Here is a 24,049-nt window from a genome sequence, read left to right as displayed (position 1 = left end):
GACTCACTCTTACACCGCCCCCTGATCCCCGGCTAATCCTGACGGCTTAAACAGCAAAATCAACAGCATAATCAACATATTGACACCGACAGAAATCTCTGGTACATAATAAGCTGCAAATGAACCGGCAAGTCCAACAAGCACCGAGGCCAATACCGAACCAAGCATACTTCCCATTCCTCCGATGATGACCACAATGAACGCCAAAATTCCGTATTCCAAACCAATCCCCGAATGAATGACCCCCGAATACGGCCCAAGGAGGATGCCGGAAAGCCCGGCCATCGATGCCCCGAGAATAAACACAAACAAAAATACTTTTCGAATATCGATTCCTAACGCCTGTACCATCTCTTTATTCATCACACCAGCACGGACAATTAAACCGATCTTAGTTTTGTTTAGGAGAAGCAACAAGGCAATCCATACGATGAACCCGACCAAAATAACAAACAGCCTGTATTTAATCAATACGAAATCGCCAATCCCCCAACTCCCCGCTAAATATTCCGGTGGCTGTGCCACGATTTGATTCGGCCCCCAAAATACTTTCACCAATTCACTTAACACAAGCATAGCGCCTAAAGTGATTAAAATTTGTTGAATATGATTTCCATAAACAGGGAGAATAATGAACCGTTCCAACAAATATCCAAGAACAATCCCTGCGGCGACCGCAGCCACCATCCCGAGCAAAAAGCTATCGGTTAATGTATAGATCCAAATCCCGGCGTAAGCCCCCCAAAGAAACAGCGCCCCATGAGCAAAGTTTAGTACATCCATCAAGCCGAAAATAAGGCTGAGGCCGGCCGCAAGCAAGAAAAGCAACATGCCTGTCGCCAAGCCGTTGATGATTAAACTGAATATAATGTCCATATGATCTCACCCTCCTTGTTACGTAATCCCTAAATACTGTTGGCGCATTTCTTTGTCTTCTTTCAATTGTTCCATCCGCCCGCTATGCACCGTCCGTCCGTTGTCAATAATGTAAAAGTCATCGCCAATCGCGCTTGCCATCATAAAATTTTGTTCGACGAGAACGATTGTTCTTTTTTCTTTCAGTTGTATAATGGATTCCATGACTTTCTCAACCATGATCGGGGCAAGCCCTTTGCTTGGTTCATCAATGAGCATTAACCGACTGTCATGAATATACGCCCTCGCTAAGGCAAGCATTTGTTTTTGTCCACCACTTAAATGGCCGCCTTTTTTATGCCAAAATGTTTTTAAATCCGGGAAAAGTTTCAACACATAATCGAGCCTTTCCATATCGTTTTCATCATTTTTCCGCATGGCAATGTTTAAGTTTTCTCCTACCGTTAATCCGCTAAAAATTCCTTGATCCTCGGGAACATAGCTAATTCCTCTACGGGCGATTTCGTGAGTGGGCAGCGTATGAATCGGTTCACCATCAAAACAGATCGTGCCTTGGTTGATTTTATAGAATCCCATAATGGAACGCAATGTCGTCGTTTTGCCTGCCCCATTTCTCCCGAGCAGAACCGTTACCCTTCCTTCTTGCGCTTCAAATGATACACCTTGCAAAATGTGATATTGCTGAATAAACGTATGAACGCCTTCCACTTTCAGAAGCGCCATTTACATTCCCCCTAAGTACGCGGACTGAACTTGCTCATTTTCGATAATTTCCTCAGGCTTTCCATCAGCAAGCAGCCGCCCGTTAAAAAGCACCATAATCGTATCCGATAAATCGAGAACCATGTCGATTTTATGTTCGATTAATAAAACCGTTCGATTTCCTTGTTCTTTAATTCTTTTAATAACCTCCAGAATTTTCGGAACTTCCTCAAGAGACATGCCCGCCGTCGGCTCATCTAAAAGAAGCAGCTCTGTCTCTAGTGCAAGCAGCATGGCGATTTCTAGCTTCCGCTTTTCTCCATGTGCAAGGTGAGCGGCCAATTCACCCGCTTTATGGTTCAAAAGAACGAGCTCCAGCCATTCATATGTCTTTCTTTCTATTTCTTTGAAACGCTTCACATGCGAAAACCAGTTAAAATAAACTTTCTCCTTCGATTGAACAGCAAGGCGGACATTTTCAAAACAAGTTAGATGGGGAAAAATGTTTGTAATTTGAAATGATCGTCCAATGCCTTTTCTTGTCCTTAATGCAGGAGACAAGTTCGTGATATCTTCTCCTTTGAAGAAAACACGTCCGTATGTTGGTTTTAACTGTCCGCTTAACAAATGAAAAAACGTTGTTTTTCCCGCCCCGTTCGGACCGATAATCGACTTTAACTGGTGCTGTTCGACTTGGATGCTAACATCGTCCACAGCCACATGATCTCCGAAACAAACCGTCAATTGTTTCGTTTCCAAAATCGTTCCCACTTTCCCAGCTCCCCTCTCATTTCAGGGAGGCGGAGGTTGGCTGATCAGTCGATGCATGTGAATCAACCTCTTCTCCGCCCCTGGATGACTACCGGTTATTCATGATCGGCGGCTCCGTTTCTTCAGGAGTCAGCTCTCTGATCAATACAGGAACCGGATAATCAAATCCTTCCCTTCGTTCCAGTTTAACGGCATATAGCGTCTGCAACGCTTGATGGTCTTCTTTTCGGAATGTCATCTTGCCTTTCGGGGTGTCAAACGACATGCCTTCCATCACCTTCACGAGCGCATCCCCGCTGGCATCTCCATTTGTTTTTTTCAGCGCTTCGACAATCGCGATCGCCGCAGACATTCCTCCCGGAGTGAATAAATCCGGAACTTGACCATTAAACCGTTTTTTGTGCTCTTCGACAAGCCAATCATTAATTTTATTTTTCGGAAGAGTGTAATGGTACACTGTAAATCCTTCCATACCAACAATGCCGTCCATCGTCTTCAACGCAGCAATATCCGGAGCGCCAGTCGAAATTTTAATGCCTTTTTCTTGCACCTTCATGTCGGACAGCTGTTTCCACGGAGAATTCGCGCCGGCCCAAATAACAAACAAATAATCCGGTTTCTTTTCGATGATCCGCTGAATATTCGATGTAAAGTCCACTCCTTGCGGATCGGCATACTCCTCCAAGATAATATGAGCGCCTAATTTTTCAGCGGCTCTTTTAAATGCAGCGACTCCATCGCGTCCAAACGCACTATCCTGGGCAAGTGTAGCAATTTTGACTCCTTCTTTGGCAATCGCCTGCGCTCCAGCAATCGCATCCTGCGAGGAATTTCTAGCGGTGCGGAAAATATACTTGTTCCAGTTTGCGCCGGTAATGCTGTCGGCTACAGCTGGCTCAACGATCATCACCTTTTTGTACTCTTCAGCAAGCGGCAGAACAGCGAGCGTATCCCCTGACGAGCTGGAACCGACAAGGATATCCACGCCGTCGTCTTCGAGCAGTTTCGTCGCCTTTTGTACGGCCGTATCCGGCTTCGTTTCCGTATCTTCGTAAATGACTTTGATTTTTTTACCCGCCACTTCCCGAGTGCCATTTGTCGCATAATCGAGTCCCAGCTCGAACCCGTTAACCGTCTGCTTTCCATACGCCTCCAACGCGCCTGTTAAGGACGCAAGCACACCGATTTTGATCGTTCCTTTGCCCACAGAACCTCCTTTTTCTCCATCGTCCTGATCGCCTCCGGTTGTTCTGGCACTGCACGCCGATACGAACAGAAGTGCAGCAACAGCCAGCAACCCCATCCAGTTGAACAACTTTTTCTTTCTTTTCAACTCGCCTTCCCCCTTTGGTTTCAACATCGTTTGAATGTATTATGGAATAAAACAGTTACAATTCAGTTACAAGCTCCTCTGCATAAAAAAACCGCCTGCTAAGCGGCGGAACACATGGGCAAATATGATTCACGAGTGTGACACTTACTAACAAAACAAATTGCTTCCAGCCCTTAAGCACTTAATATACTTAGAGCCAGGAAGCGACTGAACGTACGTCAACCACATGGATAAGGAAAACAACTCTGTGCCCCTTGAAGGAGACTCCCCCTACAACAGCAAAAATTCGCGTTACGTTGCTTGCGATCTTGATGAATGATAGATAGGACTAGATGGGGAGATATACCATAACGTGAGATCATGAAAATCGATATTATCGCAGACAAGCGAGCCGTCAATTCATTGTAATCATTTCAAACATTTGCTTTGTCGTTTCCAACGGTTCGACGCCAAGCTCGTTTTTCAATTGCTCGCAACATTTTTTATATAGCTTGACCGCATAAGCGCGGTTGTTTTTCCGATAATAGCAGTACATCAGCAGCCGATAGGCTTCTTCCCAACAACGATCTCTAGCGAGTATTTGATTACACCAGTAAATCGCTTCATCAAAATTCTCCTTGGATACGTTAATTTGCGCCAACCGCTCTGCTCCCTTCAAAAATAAAAGGAGCAGTCTTTCTCTCTCTTCGGCACACCAGTCCGCATAAAGACGGTCTGGTAAATAATCGCCTTGGTATAGACTGAGCCCTTGCTTTAACATTTCGGCAGCCGCATCTCGATCCCTCTCTTCCAAACCTTTTTCGATAAGCGTTTGAAACCGGACAGCATCAATTTCAATGACCGCCCTGCTGTTTAATCCGTATAACAATCCCCGTCTTTCGATAAAAAATGATTCCGAACGCGCTTTACGATGGGGTTCGATGACTTTGTTTAGCGCATTTAATGCCACTTTAAAATCCCGTTCCGCTGCCGCTTCATGACTATCCTTCCAAAGCAAAGATAATATTTTGCTTCGCGACAACAGCTGGCCACGCCAGGTAATGAACAATTGAAACAGTTCTTTCGCCTTTTCCCGCTTCCATTCCCGTTCACTCACTTCTTTCTGTCCCAAAAACAGTTTAAACTCTCCCAAAGTGCGAACTTTCAAGGTGTAGCCAGGATGAAAAGAAACATCTTTCATCCCCATGCGTTCAAGCAATCGACTGGCGGTGTGTGTTTCAATTCCTTGTTTTTTCGCTTTCATTAACACCGGTACGATGCTTTGCAAGTCATTCGGACCAAACAATGTTTTTTTCTCAACAAAAAATGAATAGTCCTGCTCATCGATAAGATGCAAACATTGTCCAAAGGATGCATGAAATGCCTGTTCGTTTTTTTGCTCAAATTCAAGCAACGAGATCCAAAAATATGAAACCATTAAACCGTATTGGCAACCGCATTGACGAAACATCGATAAACACTGGTGGAACATTTGTCGCGCTTTTTGAATATCACCGCCATAATATGATGCGATTCCTAGGGCAAGGAGAATAAATGATGACAGCCAAATATCCTTGACCTTTTCCGTTTCCGAAAGCGCTCTCATCCCACATTCCAACGCTAGATCATAGCATCCGCTTCTTCCATACAGCAAACATAATCCCATCCAAGGCTCTGCTTTTCCGCGTGAAATGTTCATGTCATCCATCATACAGATCGCTGTTTCATAACACTGAATAGCCATTTTTTGTTCATATACATCATTCAACTGCAGAGCGTGTCCTTTTCTCATCCATCCGCAAGCTTCAACAAAAGGAGCTTTCCATTTGATCCCTTGGAGGATTCCTGACTCAGCTAGTTTTTTGGCTTCTTTGATCTCTCCCATATACACACAAATGAGCGCCAGTAAAATTTCACTGGTCCGATGAGCTCTCGATAAATATAACTGCTGGTTTTGTTTTTCCCTATAGTTTTTCAAGATTTCTTTCGCTTGTTTAAGCCGCCCTGTTCTTAAATAGAGCCGCGCTTCTAATTCAATCATTTTTAGATGTTTTGTGCCATATTCAAACGATTTGGTTTGTAAATACCACTTTTCCGCATCCGCAGTATTCCCCATATTCAGCAAATTTTCGGCCATGAGAACGTAAAGCGATCGTTTTCTCTCATTCCCGTCAAGCCAATCCAAGGGTGGATGATCTAGTAATAAAACCGCTTTTCTTAACAATGGATCTGCTTTGCTCGGTTGCACCGTATCAAGATATACCCGTGCCTGTCCTTCGACCCCTAAACCCATACCTATTTCATCATTTGCTGTCTCCGCATGGCTTTCCATCCGTCGATAGCAATCGAGGGCCTCTTCGTATTGTGATCGATATCGATAAATTTCCCCTTGATAAAACCAAAGCATATAGTACTGATTTTTTACATGTTCGGGAATTTGAAGAAGAACTTTGAGAAGTGTCTCGATTTTCCCTTCTTCCAACATCGATCTGCCGTTGGGCTGAAGGATGACAGCTATCCGCTCGTACTCCTTGATCTCTAACAAATGAAGGATCGCTTTTTCGTAGTTTTGCGAACGAATATAATAATCAGCAGCTTGTTGATGAGTATGATAAAAAACGTCTGCCTTTTTACTGATTTGTGATTGCAGAAATTCCCGGAACAATGCGTGATAACGGTATCGTCCCTCACTAATCGGATTGATAAATAAATTTTGCCTCATTAAGTAGTCTAAAATATAACGTGTATCTTCCTCTGAAAACCATAGATGACAAACCGATTCCGAGAATTCTTCAAACACACTGGTCCGCTCTAAAAAATCACGCACCACGTCTGGCTGCTTAAAAAACACTTCTAAAGCCAGAAAACGAAATAAATCATCCATAGAGGCCGATTGAGTGTTAGAAAATGAATAATCCGGCTTCATTTTCATTTGGTGCCAAATCATCTGGATAGCGATGATCCATCCCTCTGTCATAGTATAGATTTGTTCGACAGTCTCCCAGTCCAAAGGAATTCCGTAGGAATCAGAAAACAAGACATCTATTTCCTCTCTCGAAAATACTAAGTCCTTCTCCGTGATCTCTAACATTTCCCCTTTGACTTTCATCGTCTCTAAAATATCCCAAGGAGGGCGGCCTCTGCTTGAGATCACAAGATGAACATTCGCTGGCTTGTGCACGATAAACAGTTTCATCCATCGACTGATCCATTCCGAACGGTCAAGCAAGTGAAAATCATCGAGTACAAGGATAAATTCCTCGCGAAGGGCTTTCATCTCATTAATAAACTTTGAACAAATAAATTCAACTTTTTCTTGATCATAGTTAGAAGAAGCCTCTTGTTCAAGGACCGTCAGCAGTTCCATCCCAAAATCAGGAAATAGCGTACGAACACAATAGACCATATGGATAAGAAAAGGAAAAAAGTTATCGTCCTGTTCTGAAACCGTATACCAGCAAAACGGTGTATATGAATTGCTAAGCAACAAAGCCAACGATGTACTTTTGCCATAACCCGGTCCCGAGTGAATAATGGTGAGGGGATAGTTTTTCATACGAATTAATTTTTTCATCAAGGATGGGCGTACAATCACCGTTTCCTTGAGATAAGGCGGAATAAACTTTGTCTCTATAACTGAAGATAGATAGTTCATTCAATCCCCCCTCTGATGAACAATTCCTGTTGAACTGAGCACATCTCTAGATTCTCAATAGTGGATTATTCGACAGTTGCCCGAAAAAATCCTACTCGATTTTCATGCCATTGTTGTGAATTGCTCCACAAAGGAGAAAGAAACAAAAAATAGATCAAGGGAGCCTAAAAGCAGACGCTTTTGGACTCCCTTCGTTGTTCGATTTTTGACTCTAGGAACACCTTACAAATATTATGCCCAGTCTTTACAAAGCCTCAATAAACACCGCCGTTCCCATTCCACCGCCCACGCATAAAGAGGCAATTCCTTTTTCAAGCTGACGGCGCTGCAACTCATGAATAAGACTGACGACAATACGCGCTCCTGTGCATCCAATCGGATGTCCCAAGCTGATGCCGCTTCCGTTTACGTTCACTTTATCTCTATCTAAACGCAGTTCCCTTTCTACAGCTAAATACTGAGCAGCAAATGCTTCATTGATTTCAATTAAATCGGCTTCCGCTAACGTCCAATTTACCCTTTCTAATCCTTTTTGTACCGCTGGAACCGGGCCGCGTCCCATCACTAGAGGATCCACTCCGGCAACAGAATAACCAACTACTTTTGCAAGCGGCTGGATCCCTCGTTGCTGTGCATACTCGGCAGACATGAGCACAAGCGCAGCAGCACCGTCATTAATTCCCGATGCATTCCCTGCTGTTACCGTCCCATTTTTTCGGAATACAGGTCTTAAGGAAGCCAATTTTTCTTTCGTCACATCGGCTCGTGGATGCTCATCTTTTGTTACGACTATCTCCTCCTTTCGTGTTTTTACCGTGATCGGAACAATTTGAGAATCAAAGTATCCCGATTCCATCGCCAAAATAGCTCGCCGATGGCTTAACAACGCCAGTTCATCCTGCTCCTCCCTTGTGATCCCATACCGTTCGGCAAGATTCTCGGCTGTTTCTCCCATCATCACATGGTGAATCGGATCCTCAAGAACTTCCCAAACGCTATCACGGACTTGCTGGTGCTGTAAACGCGCTCCCCAACGATACTGCTTTAATATATACGGACTAGAACTCATGGATTCAACACCGCCGGCAATGACCACATCGCTCAGCCCGACTTGAATTTGCATAGCCGCCGAAATAACTGCTTGCATTCCAGAAGCGCACTGGCGCTGAATCGTAAAACCGGTTGTTGTATGAGGGAATCCTGCTAGCAAGGCAGCCGTTCTTGCTGTATTGGGTATATCCGTTCTCTGAATGCAATGACCTAAAATCACTTCGTTTACTTCGTCTTTCTCAATTTGGCTGCGTTTTACTGCTTCCTCTAAAACAGGAACAATTAAATCCGTCGGCAACAGGTCTTTAAAGACGCCGCCAAATGTTCCAATCGGCGTACGCACGGCCGCTGTAATGACCACTTCTCTCATTCTCTGTCGCTCCCTTCTTCATCACATACAATCTTCACTGCGCCGTATATCCTCCATCGATTACGACCGCCTGCCCGGTGACACCTCTTGCTTGTTCGCTCGCTAAAAACATCGCATAGTTTGCAATTTCCTCAACCGACAACAGACGCCGCTGCGGCACAAGCGGATAAATGACCTCCTCCAATACTTTTTCTAACGGAACATTTCTTGTAGCAGCTAAATCACTCAATTGGTTGCGGACAAGCGGTGTATCAACGTATCCTGGGCATAGGGCATTGACAGTAATTCCATACGGTGCTCCTTCAAGGGCCGCCACCTTTGTTAAACCAATGACCCCATGCTTCGCGCTATTGTACGCCGCTTTCCCGGCAAACCCAACCAAGCCGTTAATGGATGCGATGTTAATAATACGGCCATAGTTTTGTTGCTTCATCGTCGGAAAAACATGTTTAATAGCAATGAATGGGGCTACGAGCATAACATCAATAAGCTGTTTAAATTTCTGCGTCGGAAAATCTTCAATATTGGCTACATACTGCAATCCCGCATTGTTAATCAGAATGTCAATCCGCCCGAATCGATTCAACGTTTCATCCAAGGCCATTTTAACCTCTTCTTCAGATGTGACATCGCACTTTAAGCCAATCGCCTCATACCCACTATTTTGCAGCGATTCAGCCGCTTTCTCCACGGCTGTTTTATTGATGTCTGTCAGCACGACTTTACTGCCGTTTTCAGCAAAGGTTTTCGCCATTTCATACCCAATTCCGCTCGCTGCTCCGGTAATCAACATTACTTTGCCTTTTACCACCATCTGATCCCCCTATTCCCACCGATGTTTCATCAAAACGTGATGCCCTCAATGCCTCAATAAAACGAAATTTCCCTTTTTGCATACTTCTTCAGATTCCTAAACCAAGCGAAAATAAAATGATTGCCAACACCGTCCCTAGCGCAGGAACAATCACGGTTAAAGCCCCTACCGCATTATAGGCATCCTGATGGGTTTCCCCACAAATCGCTCGAATCGTTGTAACTACATATCCGTTATGCGGCAACGAATCAAGCGCTCCAGAAGAAATGGCAACCACACGATGCAATGCTTCCGGATTGACTCCCATATCCAAATAGTGCGGCGCGATGAGCGGCAACGCAATGGCCTGCCCCCCAGAAGCCGACCCCGTCATTCCTGCAATAACACTAACCGCAATAGCTCCTCCAATTAAAGGGTTACCCGGAATGCTCGTAATTGTTTCCACCGCTGTCTGAAAGGCAGGAACCGCTTTAGCAACACCGCCAAAACCGACCACCGCTGCTGTATTCCCTAAAGCGATTAATGCTCCGATCGTTCCTTCGGAGACAGCATTCCCGAAATTTTTGAAATACTTATAATTGCATACGTACGTGGCGATGACACCGCCAAGTAAAGCCACAATGAGCGCCGACTGTTTTAAGGAATCATGAAATACAAACGAAATCACTAATACAACCAAAAGCGGGATGAGACCGAGAACGGGGTGAGGCAGTTCTTGGCCTTCTTCAACCGGATCACCTGGTCTAGAAACAAATCTCTCCCCTCTTGCCACTGCTTTATCGATCATTTTCTTTAACCACCAGTAACCGAACAAGGCCATAAAAATGGCAACAATAAGACTAACTTCCCAGCCAGCGTATGGAGATGTCTTTAAATATTCAATCGGAATCCAGTTTTGAATTTCCGGAGATCCTGCTGACGTCATTGTAAATGTTACAGAGCCAAACGCAAGGGCTGCCGGAATAAAGCGGCGCGGCAAATTGGCTTGCTTAAACAAGCTCACAGCCATCGGATAAACAGAAAATGCCACGACGAATAAGCTGACTCCTCCATATGTTAAAACGGCACAAGCAATCACAATGGCTAATGCTGCATGCTTCATTCCCAACTTATTCACAATCCACTTGGAAACACTATGAGCGGCCCCACTGTCTTCCATTAACTTCCCAAAAATGGCGCCTAATAAAAACATTAGATACCAAGATTGAATAAAGCTTGAGAATCCCGTCATATAATTTCCGACTAAATTTGCTTCTCCTTCGCCAACCAACTGCGGAAATAGCGGCAATCCGCTGAAAACAGCCACTACGAATGCGCATAGTGGCGCAGCAATAAATAAATTCATTCCTCTCATGGTTAAATAAATGAGTAATGCCAATCCCCCAATTAGACCGATCATGCTCCACATCCCCGATCACCCCTAGACAAAATTATGCCTGAATAAAAAGCGTTTCATCGATAATCAATGTTGGTTCTGTCAGAGATTGAATCTCTTCGACGCTACTTCCATCCAAAATTTCTACTAACTTCAAGCCATTCTCGGTCACGTCTATAACCGCTTTTTCGGTAATAATGCGGTTGACCACTTTCCTTCCTGTCAACGGAAGACTACACTTTTTCACAATCTTCGGTTTTCCATCCTTGCTAACATGCTCCATAACAACAATAATCTTTTTCGCTCCATGCACTAGATCCATCGCTCCTCCCATGCCTTTAATCATTTTTCCAGGGATCATCCAATTAGCAAGATCACCCTCTTCCGAAACTTCCATTCCTCCTAAAATAGCTACATCGATATGACCGCCACGGATCATGGCAAATGATTCGGCACTGCTAAAATAGCAAGCTCCGGGAATAGCCGTTATCGTTTCTTTCCCGGCATTGATTAAATCGGGGTCTACCTCATCCTTGAGAGGGTAAGGTCCAATCCCTAACAATCCGTTTTCAGATTGCAGCACCACCTTTTTATGCGATTGAATAAAATTGGCGACAAGAGTTGGTATTCCAATCCCTAAATTGACGTAGAAACCGTTTTCAATCTCCTGTTCAGCACGCTTGGCAATTCTTTCACGAATGGATTGTTTATTCATTGTTTTCACTTGCTCCCTTCTTTGACATACTAGCGAACAACTAGACGTTCAATCCGTTTTTCTTGTTTTCCAACTACTAATCGTTGTACATAAATGCTCGGCGTATGAATGTGATCCGGATCCAATTCTCCAATTTCCACAAGTTCCTCCACTTCTGCAATCGTAACTTTCCCTGCTGCCGCCATCATCGGGTTAAAGTTACGCGCTGTTTTGTTGTAAATCAAATTCCCCATTTTATCTCCTTTCCACGCGCGCACTAAACTAAAGTCAGCAACTAACGCTGTTTCAAGAATATACTCTTTGCCGTTAAATACTCGTACTTCTTTCCCTTCCGCAATCGGGGTGCCAACTCCAGCAGGAGTATAAAAGGCTGGAATTCCGGCCCCGCCGGCGCGAATGCGTTCTGCCAACGTTCCTTGGGGAATTAATTCAACTTCTATTTCCTGATTGAGAACTTGGCGTTCAAACTCCTTATTTTCTCCAACATAAGAAGCAATCATTTTCTTAATTTGTTTATTTTTCAGGAGCAATCCGAGCCCCCAGTCATCTACGCCACAATTATTAGAGATGACTGTTAATTCCTTGACCCCGGTTTCCACTAGCGCGAGAATTAAGTTTTCTGGAATGCCGACAAGCCCGAAGCCGCCAACCATAATCGTTGCCCCGTCCGGAATGTCTTTCACCGCCTCAATAAAAGAAGAATGTATCTGCTTCATGGACGTTTTACCTCCCCACCTATGTTATTGCTTCCTTCATCCATCTCTATATAAGCAAGAATGATGCCAACAAAATATATTAAGAGAAGACAGAATAACGAGCTAAACATCCTTTCCTTATTCCGAAAACTCGGACATTCGTTCAATAAAAAACTTTACTCCTTACTCAACCACAAACACCACTTCATCTGTGTGTTATTTTCACAAAAAATCCGGAATCTCGGAACATATTCCAAGATTCCGGAAAACTAACCATCCAGACCGTATTTTTTTAACTTCTCATACATCGTTGACTTGCTAATCCCTAGAGCCTCAGCTGTCTTTAATTTATCATTTTGATGAAGCGACAAACTTTTTTTGATAATTGCCTTCTCCGTTTCCTCAAGCAGCTGCTTTAGCGTTTTTCCCCCCAATTGATATATAGAATTGGCTCGTAAATACTCCGGCAATGCTTCAACCGTAATCGTTTCTCCATCAGCAAAGTGAACAGCCACTTCCATGACATTTTCAAGTTCACGGATGTTCCCTGGCCATGAATGTTGAGAAAAAACATGCCATACGTTCTCATCGATGGCTGTCACTCGTTTTCCTGCGCGTTTGCTGATCTTATTCACGAAATGATGCACCAATGCGCTGATATCCTCTGGCCTCTCACGCAACGGGGGAATGGAAATCGACACAACATTAATACGGTAGTATAAATCTTCACGGAACCGCTTTTCTTCGATCATCCTTTCTAATGGCCGGTTGGTAGCAGCGATAATTCGTACATCGACTGGAACTGTTTTCGTTGACCCCACCGGTTCAATCTCCTTCTCCTGCAAAACGCGCAACAATTTCACTTGCATATGCAATGGCATATCGCCAATTTCATCAAGAAAAACCGTCCCACCATCCGCTAACTGAAACTTTCCTTTTTTTCCACCTTTTCTTGCTCCAGTAAAAGCTCCTTCTTCGTATCCAAACAATTCTGATTCGAGTAAGTGCTCGGGAATAGCGCCGCAGTTGACCTTGATAAACGGCTTATGACTTCGGCTGCTTAACTGATGAATGCTATGGGCGAACAACTCTTTACCCGTACCGCTTTCCCCGCGAATCAATACCGAAACGTCACTATCAGCAATACGCTTTACTCGCTCCTTTAACATTTCCATTTGTTTTGACTGGGAAACAATATCTCTTAATGTATATTTCGCTCCATTGTCTTCCTTCCATTCCTCTAAATACGTTTGTAATTGCAACAACAAACTTTTAATATGGCTATTCATCCGTTTCCATTCTTGAATATCGCGAAAAATCACCGTTCCGACCGCCCCGATGATTTTCCCATTGACCACAATGGGAATACGGTTGGCAATCATATAGTTTCCTTTTATATATTGCAAATCGGCTCTCTCTTCTTTTCCTGTTTGGACAACAATATGCATTCTCGTGTTTTCAATCACCTCTGTTACGTGCTTGCCGATGACTTCTTCCTGCTCTTTTTCCAAAAACTCGCAATAACTTTTATTCATATAAATGATTTTTGCTTTTTCATCCACAATGACAATTCCCTCATGGGCACTGTCAATAATGGTTTTCAGCATTTCGTTCTGAAAGGCTATAGATTTGTTCTCCATCATCTCCCTCCCATTCGTATACTGGTATTGTCAAAAGTTTATCATCTACACTCACAGTTTTTCTTTTATTTTTGACAATTGAAAAATCAAACCTTTTGGTTGGTGCTACCTCATCTGTTCGTACACCTCATCATACTGCTTCGCCAAGTCAAAATCGAGCTTCGTCAGCCCTTTCGCCCGCCATGAGGACAGTTTCACTGTAATGAGCTTGTAGTCGATCGAAATGAACGGGTGGTGGTTTGTGTTTTCCGAAATCGCGGCGATTCGCCGAACGAACTCGATTCCTTGCAAGTAGTCTTGAAAACGGTATTTTTTCACAATCCACCGCTCATCGACCAGCTTCCAGCCGTCCGCTTTTTCAAGCAGTGCTTGCACTTCCTCTTCCGTTAACCGCACCGTTATCCCTCACCCTCTATATTTTGAAATATGCCAGCCAGCGAAACCGTCAAATCAGCGAACAAAAACGAGACGAGCACATCGCCTTCGCCAAAGACGCTCCGCTTCTCATACCCTTTTTCGCCGCGGCCGTACACTTCCACCGTTCGATGCAGCGGATCCACGATCCAATATTCCTTGACGCCAAACTGTTCGTACAACATATACTTTTCGTTTCGATCTTTCAACGCTGTACTTGGCGAAAGCACTTCCACTACCAAGTCAGGCGGACCATCGCAGCCTCGGCTGCCAATTTGGCTTTGATCGCAAATGACGGAGATATCTGGTTGCACGACATGCTTCGCCTGTTCATAGTCCGCCTGCTCATCAAGGCGTACATCAAATGGCGCCATGACAACCGCACATCCTTTTTCACGAAAAAATGCCCGCAAAGCGACATACAATTCACCGACGATAGACTGGCGGACAAATGAAGGGGCCGGTGCCATGTTGTAGGGCACGCCGTTGATCAGCTCCCACCGTCCGTCCCACTTGACATAATCTTGATACGTATACCGTTCCTTTTGCCGCTCGGTCGGCTTCACGTCCATTCCCCCACCCGCTTGCTTTGCCCCTATTATACCATCGGACATCCGCGGCCGTCATACAACTCAAGAGCTTGCTCCTCAAAAAAGAGCCATCCGATCGAGATGGCTTTTTCGCAAAATACTCGTTTTAAGGCCGCAAGCTCGCCAACTGCTCGGCAAGTCGCAAATAAAAGGCGCGAATATCAAATGACGGATTCGGGTCAACGCCGATGATTTCCAAATGGTCGACATTGTACGTTCCCATGTCATTCCAAACCCCTTTTTTCAACGCCCCGTCATACGGTACGATCCGATCGCTTGATCCACGCTTTGGACCGTTCATGGAAACCGTATTGACAATACCATCGTTTTCAAGCCAGCGGTCGTCAATGCCGAGCGTCGGATTGCGGTACGAACCGAGAAACGGAGCGCATACGACCGCGCTGAATGCATTCATTCCGAGTTCGGGATAATAGTTGCCTGTGAGCGCTCCGCGATACGTCCGTTCTGTGGCAAAGCTCAAATAATACGTATTCGGGCTTGCTTGCACCCATTGATTCAACTTCTCAGCTCCGGAAACGGATAAATCGTAGCGGGCGGTATCTGTCGACGTCCAAACAGGGGAGCGCTTGAGCCGTTCAAAATAATGGTCGAACGATTCACCCGGCTGGCGGCGCAGTCCCCATTGGTCGAGCTTAAAATCGTATACTTGACTCGTGTACGGCACGTTGCTGGCGACAGCCGCCGCTTCCAACACCGCTTTTTGCAAGTCAAAAAAGCGATCGGTGAAATCAACCATGTTGACAAGCGTCGTCCCGTCATGAGGAGTGGCGATGGTCGTCACACTCAACACAAAATGATGTCCACCTTCAAACAACGGTGACAACGACACGTTGTGCGCCTTGGCGTACTCCCGCTCTTCTTGGCTTCCGTTCTCTAGGAGCGAGACAAGCATGCGGGCCGTCTGCCCCCCTTGGCTGTGGGCGATGATATGGATGCGGCCACCCCTTTTCAATTCCGGCAACAGGCCGGGATAAGTGCGGCCAAACCGCGCATGGCCGTGCTTTGCCGCATGGGCTGCCCCATAATCGACCGTCCCGCCGACAAGCTGAGCATACGCTTCACACGCCCGGTCCCAGTTGCTCGAGAGCGGTCCGACCGCCAGCGTATAAGTTCGATAACCGTTGTCGTTCAGCCATTGTTCGATATCGCCGCGCACGCCGCCCCAGTACTTGAACCCAAACATTTCTTCTCTTCCCCAGCCAGTAAAGCCATGGAGAAGTACAATCGGCGCATCGTTGGCGCGTGAAGCTGCCGCTTCAGCCCGTCCTCCCGAGACCGATAGGCCGAACACAAGCCATAATCCGAGCAACACAAACATAACCCGACAGCATTTCATCACGCTCTCCTTCTCCTCCCCTCGAATCGACTGAACCCCTTTATTCCGAATTACCTGAATATTCTATACTAAATAACCAGGCTATTCAATCCCGGCAATTGTCGGGTTTTCTGATGAGGGAAAGAGAAAAATGCACTTTTGTGCCGTCATATTTCGTTTCTCGCCGACAGCGAGAGGGTGATGCACTATGTCATGGCAGCGTTCCATCACCGCCTCGTACGGACGGTTGGCTAATCCACAAACGGTCCGAACTTTTGCTCGTAATGGGCGAGCGCCAACAGCGGAAAAATGTAGCGGTAGCCATGGTAATGGATGTAAAAGGCGCCGGCCATCCCTTGTCCGACCGGGTACGAGGCGGTCCAATCCGGGTGATGAAGCATACGGACTAGGGCGCGAACGCCGGCTTTTATTTCCGCGGTCGGACGATCGGCAGCGGCGACTAGCGCATCAAGCGCCCAGGCGGTATGGACCGGCGTGCTGGCGCCAAGCGGCACATACGTCTTGGCTCCGTCACTTTTGCACGATTCACCCCAGCCGCCATCAGCATTTTGGATGCTTAAAAGCCAATGAACAGCTTTTTGCATCGCCGGGTGATCGGCTGGGATGCCGACAGCCGAAAGTCCCGTCACCGCCGCCCATGTGCCGTACACATAGCAAATCCCCCAGCGCCCATACCACGAACCGTCGGCTTTCTGATGGTCAAGCAGCCAGTCGACGGCGCGGGCGATGGCGGAGTGGTCTTTCGTTAATCCAGCGAACGTTCCGAAATATTCGAGCGTCCGTCCGGTCAAATCGGCTGTTGACGGATCCATCAATAAAAACTCCGCCCCTTCGATCGGCAAATACCGCCAAAACCGTTTGCCTACGTTCTTTTCAAACGCCGCAAACCCGCCGTCATTGTTTTGCATCGAAAACAGCCATCGATTCGCCCGGTCCCACGCATGGCGAAACGCCGTCTCTTTGTCCGCCGCCCGACGGATGGCGCGCAGCGCGGCGGTCGTATCGTCGACATCCGGGTTCATCGTATTCACATCGGAAAATCCCCAGCCGCCCGGTACGCCGTACGGGTTGTGCACCGCCCAGTCGCCGTAGCGAATGTGCTGGCGCGACAACAAATAGCGGTTCGCTTTCTCAATCGTCCGGTCGGTCGGCGGCACGCCCGCTTCCTGCAGCGCATAGCTCGCCAACGCCGTATTCCAGACGGAAGCGGTTGTATATTGCATATGCGTATGCCCATCGATTTCGGTTCGCAGTGAGCGCAAACCGCGAACAGCTCGGACAATATGCGGGTCGTCTTTTGGATAACCAAGCGCGAGCAGCGCAAAAATGAACAAAAACGTCGAACTGAAGTAGCTGTACAACGTTCCGTCCGGCTCAATATGATCAAACATATAACGGACGGCGCGTCGTTTGGCGGCATCGTGCAGTTCAGCCGGAAAACCGATCAACGCTCGCTTGATGTATGACCATAGCGCCCGGTTTTCCGGCAGCCGCCAACCTCCACGGGAAGCGGCCAAATCACACAAGTCTGGGCTTTTCGCCGTTTTCCTACTGTACCGGCGCTCCGCGGCGACGAGAAGCGGAATCATGTTCGCCCTTCCATACACGGAAAGGTCATACATATTAAGCGGAAACGACGGGGGGAGAAGGAAAAAGGCAAGCGGCAGCGGAAACCGCCTAGGCCATGGGTACTGTCCAGTCAAAGCCAGCATCACTTTTGTAAATAGATGGACGTTCTCTAAACCGCCCATTTCCAAAATGCGCATTTTTGCCTTTTGCATGTGCGGATCGGTTTTTTTTCGGTAGCCGGAGTAAAGCAAGGCATAATACGCCTCGGTTGTCGCTGTCACATTGCCGTCACCTTCATCCGCAAACAGCTTCCACGCCCCGTTTGCCCCTTGCCGGCTCTCGATTCGCTTGACGAGCGCTTGAATCAACGGTTCATCATTTATTTCAAGCGTCCGTAATAAAATGATCATATAGGCGTCTGTCGAAATGCCTGTTTCAAACGGAAACCGCCACGATCCGTCGGCCGCTTGCGACCGTTTGAGCACGGCAATCAACGTGCTTCGTTCGTCGGCCACCATGCATCGCCTTCCTTTTCCACAAAATTCCGTTTCCTTCCATATTTATTCGTCTGATGGGCGGTCGATGCACCAAAGGGGGGTCACTATGCGTTGCCTGAGGCCGAAAGCGTCATCCCTTCCCCTTTCCCTTATTGACGTCTATCGGGAATTAAAGAAAAAGCAAAAGAAAGGGTACACGATCGTATCTGAACGTGACTTAACCGCCAAAGAGCGGCAGCTCATCCGCCGCATCCGGGCGGTGACCGCGGAACACAACGAAAACAATGTGACCCGAACGGCGGCGTATCTCGATTTTTACTTGCGCCATCGCGAAATTCATTGGGCGTTTTTAGGACATATGGTGTCGCGCAACGGCGGCTGGAACATGACCGACTTAAAAGGGGAGCTGCTCATGCGGCTGCTCTCGGAAGACGAGCGGCAGTCGTTTTTCACCTTTTTGGAGCGCGGCAACTGGCTGATTTTCCAAGATATTTATCCGCAGTTTTTGCTGTATGAAGAAAGCCAAAAGTACGGCCGACCGCTCTTTTATTTATTGCCGTATGTTGGCGTTTCGACGTTTATGGAAACGATATGGAATCATTTTTGGCACCGCGGCGATCTGTACACGTTGGCCATCGCCCTCGTGATTAACGAACAAAGCTATTTGGAACGACGAGTCATTCAACATCCCGTATTTCAGCAAACCGTTTTTCAGACGCTCAAATTTCAACTACAAGAGCTGCTCCATTTCAATCACATCTTGTTCCCGCATGACGACGGCCAAGGCGGCACCGCTTTGATCGGTCAAACGCTTCATCAGTTTGAGTCGCTCCATGAACGCATTTTGTTTGGCAAACGGCTGTACTCGATTTTGTTTGACAATGAAGAAACGCTGGAAAATGCGGTGCGCTGGGCTGTCAGCCATCCGCATACCGGTTCGCGCAAAGATTATTGGCCGCACTTGTTTAACGATGTGTGCGAATCGTTTCCAAGGGAACCGTACCGCCGCCGCGTCCGCGACTGCCAAATCGTTCCCGGCGCCCCGCGCCTGTACAGCCCACAGCTTCGTCACGCGTGGAAAAACGTCGTCCATGAGGCGGCCGAACCTGGCGATTGGTTTACAGATCCGCACGTCGTCCGCTATCTTGTTAAACCGGAACAACGGATCAATGGGGAGATCGTTCATGCGTATTGTGAAACACTTGAAAAAATCGAACTGGCGATCATCGCCAAAAACGCCTTCTTCCACGCGCGCTAGGCGCCGCGCCTATCTTGCCTCGGCGCTGCTTTCCTCTTGGGCCGGGACGTATTTGGATTTGTATTTCACCGGAAAAGGGGTGTACGTCTTTCCGAAGCGCCCGTTTCCATCCCTCTTTTCGATCGATATTTTCTTTACGATGGTGGTTCTTCCGCTATGCACCGTCTTGTTTCTTTGCCTGATGGAGCGGCTTGGCCGCCTCGGACGCATTGGCTTGATCATCGCATCGGCCGCATTGATGGCAACATTCGAAACGAAAGCAGAAGCGTACGGCTTGTTCGTTCACGCCGCTCTGTGGAGGCATTCGTATTCTTTTGCTGGGTATGGCGTATTTCTCGCCGTCATCTGGAGCTTTTATCGCCGGTTTCAACGGATTGACTAGCATCGATGCGCATAAACAAGCGGCTGACAAGCCACGATAACAACGAAACGAACTGTTGGCGAAAATAGGACGAACTGTTGTTGAGTAGGAGGAACCTGTTTGAAAAGAAAACAAGCCGCTTTCTTGTGCTCCGTCATCATTGCCATCGGCGCCGTTCTAATGGCTAGGACAGCGACGAACGGAGATGCAGCCAAAGCAAGACGGGGGACGACCATTGTCATCTATTTGGCCGGCGACTCGACGGTCGCCGCCGCTCCCCGCTCCCGCGCACCGCGAGCCGGATGGGGGGAAATGCTTGACGGCTGGTTTGACGATCACGTAGTGGTCAAAAATATGGCCGCTTCTGGCCGAAGCGCGAAAAGTTTTATTGAGGAAGGGCGGCTCGAGCGCATTTTGCGGGAGCTCAAAAAAGGCGATTATTTGTTCATTCAGTTTGGCCACAACGATGAAAAGGTGAACGATCCGGCACGCTACACCGAACCATTCACCTCCTACCAATCATACTTGAAACGGTATATTGACGGCGCCCGCACGAAAGGAGCAACCCCTGTCCTCATCACTCCGGTCGAGCGGCGGCGCTTTTCTGCCGACGGACGAGCGCTCAACTCGCATGGACTTTATCCTGCGGCCATGAAGGCGCTTGGGGAGAGAGAGCACGTTCCCGTCATCGATTTGACGGCAAAAAGCAGACAACGGTTTGAACAGCTCGGCCCGGAACAGACGAAACAGCTGTTTCTATGGCTTGCGCCCGGCGAGCATGCAAATTATCCGCACGGAATCGAAGACAACACGCATTTTCACAAACGAGGAGCGAAAGAAATCGCCCGGCTAGTCGTCGAGGGGATTATGGAGCTCAACCTCCCCCTCCGCCGCCACCTCATCCGTTCACCGAAACGAGAACCTATACGAGACCGCCTCAGCGGCGAAACGCCGTGACGTCGAGCACCCCGCTTGCTTTCCCCGCACCTGCCCGCCCGCCTAGGACGGGCGTTTTTTCGCTTTTTGCTCCCGCCAGGCGCTGCATACCGCCTGCCCTTTCCATCCCTACCGGGCGCTTCCGGCGTATGGCGCTCTGCCGCTCGTTGGTGAATGGTACGTTTTGTTCAACAAGCGGTGGTATAGGGACGCGAGCACTTGCTGAAACAGCATGCCGAGCACGACCGGCACGCTCACTGGCGGCGGAAAATAGGTCATGGCAAGCACCGCGCCGGCGCTGATGTTGCGCATCCCGCCGGTAAACGTTAACGCGATGATGTCCGCCGGGGCAAATCTGAGCCAACGGGCGGCCATCCAAGAAAGAAAATAGCCGGAGCTCGCGATCGCCAAGACAAGCAGCGCCATGAAAAACAGCCGGGCGTCAACACGGCCAAAATACGGGGCGACGACTGCGCTGTTGATCATGACGACAAGCGCCAGCGCCAGCTTGGAAAACGGGGACAGCACCACCGCCAGCTGCTCGTTCGCTTGAGCAGACAGCCGTTCGCCCACGAACATGCCGGCTAGTGACGGCAAAATAATCATAAAAAACAAGCCGAGCATCATCTGGCCCACGTCGAGCTCGACCACGCTTCCGGCCAATACAAGCAACGTCAGCGGCACAACGACCGGCGACAAAAACGTATCAATCAAAATGACGGACAGCGCCAACGCCAAGTTTCCCCGTCCGATCGACACCCAGATGAAGCTCGTCACCCCGGTCGGAATGGCCGTTGCCAACACAAATCCGATCACCGTCAACCGATCGCTGCCAAAAAACAGATGCCCAAGCCCAAACGCCCAAAGCGGGACGACAAGGTGAAGCAGACATAGCGCCGCAGCGATCGGACGAGGATGGATGAGCGCCTCTTTCAAATCAGCCAAACGCAGCCGCAAACTTCCACTAAACGTCATAAACGCAAACAGCCATGGCACAAGCGCCGCATAGCCGCGCAACTCCTCAGACAGCCATAAGCCTGCCGCCACACTCGCCGGCGTGAGAAACGGGAGCGTCTTCTCAAGCCGGCGATTGATCGTTTGCCACATCGGTTTCATCTCCCAATCTGGTCATGAAGGGGTGTGCTCGCCTTTGCTATGCCTACACCTCCCCATTATACACCGTGATCGCCCCATTGGAGCGACAAATTTTCGCCAAAACCGATGGACAACGATCGGCCAGCCAGCTCCTTAGCTATTTCGCCACTTTTTCCTCTAACCGTTCAGCCGGCAAGACGACCTCTCCTCGCTTCACATCATACAAACCGTACGGGATGAGGCGAAGGCCTGGCAAAAAGTCGCATGTTAAAAACAACAGCGTGTACAAAATATCGTGAAAAGGAAATCCACGTTTCTGGAGGACTGCAAGCAGTTCGTCATGGAAACGGACAGCCGTGTCAAACGAATGGTCGGTTGTCATCATGCCGGTAAACGGCAGCGGAATTTCCACCACTGTCTTGCCGTCATCCACGACGACAATCCCGCCACCCATCTCATACACTTTTTTCGCCGCTGCAGCCATCGCTTTCGGATTCCGGCCGATGACAAGCAGTTCGGTCGTTGTGTTGTACGTGGACGCCATGCCATCAATATCGACGGCAAACCGCTCCAAAATGGCTTTGGCTACCCATTGCCCGTTGCGGGCGATGAGCGCGGCATACAACAGCCCTGGATGCTGGGAAAGATCCGCATAGCCGTCAACAGATGGAAGAGCCACCTCTTTCCGTTCAGTAATGACATTGCTTTTAAAATACGCGACCGGCACCGGCTTGTTTGGCCCTGGATGCGGATAGTGGTATAGATGCTCGTCCTCAAGCCGCTCTTTCGCAAACAAAAACGGCTTTTTCGACACATACCGATTCCAGTCGATGGCTGGCAGCGACGCGAGCAGCTTGCCGTCGCGGGCAACGATGCTTCCTTTGGAAATGACAAGCGACGGCTTGAAAGTGACCAAATCAGGGAGCAAAATGATATCGGCGAGTTTGCCGGGGGCAATGCCGCCGATGTCATCATCAAGCCGCAAATATGTCGCTGCGTTGATGGTCGCCATTTGTAGGGCGGTCATCGGCGGCACACCGAGCTCCACGGCCTTCCGAACCAACCCGTCCACAAACCCTTCTCGCTCAATAAAACCCGGATGCGGACCGTCTGTTGTCATCGTGATTCGTTGCGTGCTGACCTTTTTCTCTGTGATCAAGCGGATGATTTCCGGGAAATCCGGGCGGAGCGAGCTATGACGAAGCGTCGTCCATAGGCCGAGCCGCAGCCGATGGAGCGCCTCTTCAGCCGTGATAGCTTCATGGCAGGCGCTGACGCCGCTTGCGGCAATGCTGTTGAGTTTCTCATACGAACAGCCGGCCGTGTGGCCATCAACGACTTTTCTCGCACGTTTCGCTGCTTCAATCGTATCGATTAAAAAAGGATCACCTTGATACAACAGCGGCCATCTTGTCACTTCCGCCGTCCCGACGACTTCATCCATCTCGAGCAGCTTTCGAATTTCCTGCGGGTCGAACCAATCACGCTCCCCTGAAAAATCAGCTTGCGACACCAAACGGACGAGCCAAAAGAAATTGCCCGGCAGCGCCCGCAAATCTTCGATCATCTGCCGAAAGCCATCGACGCCAAAATGCAAATAAAAAAACAAGTCGTCGTTCACCGTCGTCGTCGTGCCGAGCGGCAACACTTTGGCCGTCATGCTGACGGGATTGTAAATCACCCATGGGTGAGCGTGAGGCTCGATGAATCCGGGTGAAACATACATCCCCTCTGCGTCGATGACGATCGTATGTTCATCGATCGCAACTTCGTTTTCCCCGACATAGGCAATTGCATCTTGATAAATGGCGACGTTTTGACGCAAAAATTCGCCCGAATAGACGTTGGCTACCGTTCCACCCTGAATGACGATATCGGCCGGACGGCGCCCTTGCGCTACTTCAATCAACTCCGTCCGCTTCGCTGTTCGAATCATAAGCCCTTTCCCCCTTCCTCAGCTTAGAGAAAAAGCAAGCCAAGACGCAGCAAGGCGAACT

Annotated in this window: 20 protein-coding genes; 3 read left to right on the top strand and 17 right to left on the bottom strand. The window is 48.2% G+C overall.

Going from position 1 to position 24,049, the window contains the following annotated elements:
• Positions 1-9 precede the first annotated feature (9 nt).
• The 15 genes from B1A75_RS05745 to shc form a co-directional block, all read right to left on the bottom strand.
• Entirely contained in the window at positions 10-876 is an 867-nt protein-coding gene (locus tag B1A75_RS05745) for a branched-chain amino acid ABC transporter permease (protein WP_020279043.1), read from the bottom strand.
• Positions 877-894: 18 nt separating this feature from the next.
• Entirely contained in the window at positions 895-1,599 is a 705-nt protein-coding gene (locus B1A75_RS05740; RefSeq protein WP_015375060.1) for an ABC transporter ATP-binding protein, read from the bottom strand.
• Positions 1,600-2,349, bottom strand: coding sequence for an ABC transporter ATP-binding protein (locus B1A75_RS05735; protein ID WP_015375061.1), 750 nt, complete (start codon positions 2,347-2,349; stop codon positions 1,600-1,602). It abuts the gene before it with no gap.
• Positions 2,350-2,437: 88 nt separating this feature from the next.
• A complete protein-coding gene (locus tag B1A75_RS05730; RefSeq protein ID WP_023633762.1) occupies positions 2,438-3,682 on the bottom strand; it encodes a substrate-binding domain-containing protein in 1,245 nt (414 codons plus the stop codon).
• Between the two features lie 394 nt (positions 3,683-4,076).
• The gene (locus tag B1A75_RS05725; protein WP_020279041.1) at positions 4,077-7,316 is read right to left on the bottom strand and encodes a BTAD domain-containing putative transcriptional regulator; all 3,240 of its coding nucleotides are present in this window, start codon (positions 7,314-7,316) and stop codon (positions 4,077-4,079) included.
• 244 nt (positions 7,317-7,560) lie between these two features.
• A complete protein-coding gene (locus B1A75_RS05720; RefSeq protein ID WP_020279040.1) occupies positions 7,561-8,736 on the bottom strand; it encodes a thiolase family protein in 1,176 nt (391 codons plus the stop codon).
• A gap of 34 nt (positions 8,737-8,770) precedes the next feature.
• Positions 8,771-9,550, bottom strand: coding sequence for a 3-hydroxybutyrate dehydrogenase (locus tag B1A75_RS05715; protein WP_023633763.1), 780 nt, complete (start codon positions 9,548-9,550; stop codon positions 8,771-8,773).
• A gap of 88 nt (positions 9,551-9,638) precedes the next feature.
• Complete coding sequence (locus tag B1A75_RS05710; RefSeq protein WP_020279038.1) at positions 9,639-10,958, bottom strand: GntP family permease; 1,320 nt, start codon at positions 10,956-10,958, stop codon at positions 9,639-9,641.
• A gap of 22 nt (positions 10,959-10,980) precedes the next feature.
• Positions 10,981-11,640 carry a CoA transferase subunit B gene (locus tag B1A75_RS05705; RefSeq protein WP_023633765.1) on the bottom strand — a complete coding sequence of 220 codons (660 nt, stop codon included), beginning with the start codon at positions 11,638-11,640 and terminating at the stop codon, positions 10,981-10,983.
• Between the two features lie 29 nt (positions 11,641-11,669).
• A complete protein-coding gene (locus tag B1A75_RS05700) occupies positions 11,670-12,356 on the bottom strand; it encodes a CoA transferase subunit A (RefSeq protein WP_015375068.1) in 687 nt (228 codons plus the stop codon).
• Between the two features lie 248 nt (positions 12,357-12,604).
• The gene (locus tag B1A75_RS05695; RefSeq protein WP_079935884.1) at positions 12,605-13,975 is read right to left on the bottom strand and encodes a sigma-54 interaction domain-containing protein; all 1,371 of its coding nucleotides are present in this window, start codon (positions 13,973-13,975) and stop codon (positions 12,605-12,607) included.
• A 105-nt stretch (positions 13,976-14,080) separates the two neighbouring features.
• Positions 14,081-14,371 carry a 4a-hydroxytetrahydrobiopterin dehydratase gene (locus tag B1A75_RS05690; RefSeq protein WP_079935883.1) on the bottom strand — a complete coding sequence of 97 codons (291 nt, stop codon included), beginning with the start codon at positions 14,369-14,371 and terminating at the stop codon, positions 14,081-14,083.
• Between the two features lie 2 nt (positions 14,372-14,373).
• A complete protein-coding gene (locus tag B1A75_RS05685; protein WP_079935882.1) occupies positions 14,374-14,961 on the bottom strand; it encodes a Uma2 family endonuclease in 588 nt (195 codons plus the stop codon).
• Positions 14,962-15,085: 124 nt separating this feature from the next.
• Positions 15,086-16,336, bottom strand: coding sequence for an esterase/lipase family protein (locus tag B1A75_RS05680; RefSeq protein ID WP_079935881.1), 1,251 nt, complete (start codon positions 16,334-16,336; stop codon positions 15,086-15,088).
• Between the two features lie 230 nt (positions 16,337-16,566).
• The gene (gene shc, locus B1A75_RS05675) at positions 16,567-18,423 is read right to left on the bottom strand and encodes a squalene--hopene cyclase (RefSeq protein WP_020279584.1); all 1,857 of its coding nucleotides are present in this window, start codon (positions 18,421-18,423) and stop codon (positions 16,567-16,569) included.
• Positions 18,424-18,508: 85 nt separating this feature from the next.
• Here shc and B1A75_RS05670 point away from each other — a divergent pair, with 85 nt between their 5' ends.
• The 3 genes from B1A75_RS05670 to B1A75_RS05660 all read left to right on the top strand — a co-directional run bounded on the left by B1A75_RS05670 (position 18,509) and on the right by B1A75_RS05660 (position 20,978).
• On the top strand, positions 18,509-19,660 hold the full coding sequence (locus tag B1A75_RS05670; RefSeq protein WP_079935880.1) for a DUF2515 domain-containing protein: 1,152 nt from the start codon (positions 18,509-18,511) through the stop codon (positions 19,658-19,660).
• Positions 19,587-20,042: a CBO0543 family protein gene (locus B1A75_RS05665; RefSeq protein WP_033012777.1), complete on the top strand. Its 456-nt coding sequence runs from the start codon at positions 19,587-19,589 to the stop codon at positions 20,040-20,042. Before B1A75_RS05670 ends, B1A75_RS05665 begins: the two co-directional genes overlap by 74 nt.
• Positions 20,043-20,141: 99 nt before the next feature.
• Entirely contained in the window at positions 20,142-20,978 is an 837-nt protein-coding gene (locus B1A75_RS05660) for a rhamnogalacturonan acetylesterase (protein ID WP_020279581.1), read from the top strand.
• A gap of 108 nt (positions 20,979-21,086) precedes the next feature.
• Here the strand turns inward: B1A75_RS05660 and B1A75_RS05655 are convergent, their stop codons facing one another.
• Both B1A75_RS05655 and B1A75_RS05650 read right to left on the bottom strand, forming a co-directional pair.
• Positions 21,087-22,064 (bottom strand): bile acid:sodium symporter family protein, encoded by a 978-nt coding sequence (locus tag B1A75_RS05655; RefSeq protein WP_079935913.1) that lies wholly within the window; start codon positions 22,062-22,064, stop codon positions 21,087-21,089.
• Between the two features lie 145 nt (positions 22,065-22,209).
• The gene (locus B1A75_RS05650; RefSeq protein WP_020279578.1) at positions 22,210-23,988 is read right to left on the bottom strand and encodes an adenine deaminase C-terminal domain-containing protein; all 1,779 of its coding nucleotides are present in this window, start codon (positions 23,986-23,988) and stop codon (positions 22,210-22,212) included.
• Positions 23,989-24,049: the final 61 nt, after the last annotated feature.

The organism is Geobacillus sp. LEMMY01 (assembly GCF_002042905.1).
In the GTDB taxonomy this organism is placed as follows: domain Bacteria; phylum Bacillota; class Bacilli; order Bacillales; family Anoxybacillaceae; genus Geobacillus; species Geobacillus proteiniphilus.
Note: the sequence above shows the minus strand (reverse complement) of the source record. Positions and strands in the feature narration are given on the sequence as shown.

What these genes read in the sequence shown, in the direction of transcription:
- B1A75_RS05745 (WP_020279043.1), bottom strand. Translation starts at nt 876, where the DNA reads ATGGACATTATATTCAGTTTAATCATCAACGGCTTGGCGACAGGCATG.
- B1A75_RS05740 (WP_015375060.1), bottom strand. Translation starts at nt 1,599, where the DNA reads ATGGCGCTTCTGAAAGTGGAAGGCGTTCATACGTTTATTCAGCAATAT.
- B1A75_RS05725 (WP_020279041.1), bottom strand. Translation starts at nt 7,316, where the DNA reads ATGAACTATCTATCTTCAGTTATAGAGACAAAGTTTATTCCGCCTTAT.
- B1A75_RS05720 (WP_020279040.1), bottom strand. Translation starts at nt 8,736, where the DNA reads ATGAGAGAAGTGGTCATTACAGCGGCCGTGCGTACGCCGATTGGAACA.
- B1A75_RS05715 (WP_023633763.1), bottom strand. Translation starts at nt 9,550, where the DNA reads ATGGTGGTAAAAGGCAAAGTAATGTTGATTACCGGAGCAGCGAGCGGA.
- B1A75_RS05710 (WP_020279038.1), bottom strand. Translation starts at nt 10,958, where the DNA reads ATGTGGAGCATGATCGGTCTAATTGGGGGATTGGCATTACTCATTTAT.
- B1A75_RS05705 (WP_023633765.1), bottom strand. Translation starts at nt 11,640, where the DNA reads ATGAATAAACAATCCATTCGTGAAAGAATTGCCAAGCGTGCTGAACAG.
- B1A75_RS05700 (WP_015375068.1), bottom strand. Translation starts at nt 12,356, where the DNA reads ATGAAGCAGATACATTCTTCTTTTATTGAGGCGGTGAAAGACATTCCG.
- B1A75_RS05695 (WP_079935884.1), bottom strand. Translation starts at nt 13,975, where the DNA reads ATGGAGAACAAATCTATAGCCTTTCAGAACGAAATGCTGAAAACCATT.
- B1A75_RS05685 (WP_079935882.1), bottom strand. Translation starts at nt 14,961, where the DNA reads ATGGACGTGAAGCCGACCGAGCGGCAAAAGGAACGGTATACGTATCAA.
- B1A75_RS05680 (WP_079935881.1), bottom strand. Translation starts at nt 16,336, where the DNA reads ATGAAATGCTGTCGGGTTATGTTTGTGTTGCTCGGATTATGGCTTGTG.
- shc (WP_020279584.1), bottom strand. Translation starts at nt 18,423, where the DNA reads ATGGTGGCCGACGAACGAAGCACGTTGATTGCCGTGCTCAAACGGTCG.
- B1A75_RS05670 (WP_079935880.1), top strand. Translation starts at nt 18,509, where the DNA reads ATGCGTTGCCTGAGGCCGAAAGCGTCATCCCTTCCCCTTTCCCTTATT.
- B1A75_RS05665 (WP_033012777.1), top strand. Translation starts at nt 19,587, where the DNA reads ATGCGTATTGTGAAACACTTGAAAAAATCGAACTGGCGATCATCGCCA.
- B1A75_RS05655 (WP_079935913.1), bottom strand. Translation starts at nt 22,064, where the DNA reads ATGTGGCAAACGATCAATCGCCGGCTTGAGAAGACGCTCCCGTTTCTC.
- B1A75_RS05650 (WP_020279578.1), bottom strand. Translation starts at nt 23,988, where the DNA reads ATGATTCGAACAGCGAAGCGGACGGAGTTGATTGAAGTAGCGCAAGGG.